This is a genomic window from Lederbergia sp. B243.17, from assembly GCF_057657925.1.
The window spans coordinates 1-1231 of sequence record NZ_JBWBKF010000063.1 but is presented as its reverse complement, the minus strand read 5'-3'; the positions used below and the strand labels follow the sequence as shown (position 1 = coordinate 1231).

The window sequence follows — 1231 nt, the reverse complement described above, 5'->3', positions numbered from 1 at the left end:
CATCTGACTTTTAATCAGAGGGTCGCAGGTTCGAATCCTGCATGGCTCACCATTTTTATGCGGGTGTGGTGGAACTGGCAGACACGCTAGACTTAGGATCTAGTGCCGCAAGGCGTGGGGGTTCGACTCCCTTCACCCGCACTTATTAAATCTTGACTCATGTGATGCCAATAGAAAATGCGGAAGTAGTTCAGTGGTAGAACACCACCTTGCCAAGGTGGGGGTCGCGGGTTCGAATCCCGTCTTCCGCTCCATTAATTGCCGGGGTGGCGGAACTGGCAGACGCACAGGACTTAAAATCCTGCGGTAGGTGACTACCGTACCGGTTCGATTCCGGTTCTCGGCATAGCAATTTATGCGCCCGTAGCTCAATTGGATAGAGCGTCTGACTACGGATCAGAAGGCTATGGGTTCGACTCCTTTCGGGCGCGCCACATACATATCCATCATTATGCTTACGGGAAGTAGCTCAGCTTGGTAGAGCACTTGGTTTGGGACCAAGGGGTCGCAGGTTCGAATCCTGTCTTCCCGACCACTTTTAGAATGGGGCCTTAGCTCAGCTGGGAGAGCGCCTGCTTTGCACGCAGGAGGTCAGCGGTTCGATCCCGCTAGGCTCCACCATTTTATGTGATCTTCCTATATTGGCGGCGTAGCTCAGCTGGCTAGAGCGTACGGTTCATACCCGTGAGGTCGTGGGTTCGATTCCCTCCGCCGCTACCATATAGAGGACCTTTAGCTCAGCTGGTTAGAGCAGACGGCTCATAACCGTCCGGTCGTAGGTTCGAGTCCTACAAGGTCCACCATTTACTTTCACACACGGAGGAATACCCAAGTCTGGCTGAAGGGATCGGTCTTGAAAACCGACAGGCGGGTTAAACCGCGCGGGGGTTCGAATCCCTCTTCCTCCGCCATATATTCTTTCACAGAGTATAAGGCTATGTAAACTTTTATCGTCGCGGGGTGGAGCACCGAGCAAATCTCCTGTGAATCCTCTGCGAGGCGTACCGATCGAATAGCTCCCTGAATTGGCTTCCTGAGATCGGGACGGTTTCATCAGCAGTTACTCAGAAATGGAAGCAAAACATTATACTTTTATCGTCGCGGGGTGGAGCAGTCTGGCAGCTCGTCGGGCTCATAACCCGAAGGTCGCAGGTTCAAATCCTGCCCCCGCAATCGAAGGTCCCGTGGTGTAGCGGTTAACATGCCTGCCTGTCACGCAGGAGATCGCCGG

10 tRNA genes are annotated in these 1231 nt (G+C 53.7%); all 10 read left to right on the top strand.

Annotated features, from left to right (window positions below):
- Positions 1 to 59 precede the first annotated feature (59 nt).
- The 10 genes from AC0TWI_RS11710 to AC0TWI_RS11665 all read left to right on the top strand — a co-directional run bounded on the left by AC0TWI_RS11710 (position 60) and on the right by AC0TWI_RS11665 (position 1173).
- Positions 60 to 141: transfer RNA gene (locus AC0TWI_RS11710), tRNA-Leu, on the top strand.
- A 38-nt stretch (positions 142 to 179) separates the two neighbouring features.
- Positions 180 to 254: transfer RNA gene (locus AC0TWI_RS11705), tRNA-Gly, on the top strand.
- Positions 255 to 260: 6 nt separating this feature from the next.
- Positions 261 to 346: transfer RNA gene (locus AC0TWI_RS11700), tRNA-Leu, on the top strand.
- 11 nt (positions 347 to 357) lie between these two features.
- Positions 358 to 434 (top strand) — tRNA-Arg (locus AC0TWI_RS11695).
- A gap of 24 nt (positions 435 to 458) precedes the next feature.
- Positions 459 to 535, top strand: a tRNA-Pro gene (locus tag AC0TWI_RS11690).
- A 10-nt stretch (positions 536 to 545) separates the two neighbouring features.
- Positions 546 to 621 (top strand) — tRNA-Ala (locus tag AC0TWI_RS11685).
- 22 nt (positions 622 to 643) lie between these two features.
- Positions 644 to 720, top strand: a tRNA-Met gene (locus AC0TWI_RS11680).
- A 6-nt stretch (positions 721 to 726) separates the two neighbouring features.
- Positions 727 to 803 (top strand) — tRNA-Ile (locus tag AC0TWI_RS11675).
- 15 nt (positions 804 to 818) lie between these two features.
- A tRNA-Ser gene (locus tag AC0TWI_RS11670) sits at positions 819 to 911 on the top strand.
- Positions 912 to 1099: 188 nt separating this feature from the next.
- A tRNA-Met gene (locus AC0TWI_RS11665) sits at positions 1100 to 1173 on the top strand.
- The last annotated feature ends 58 nt before the right edge of the window (positions 1174 to 1231 follow it).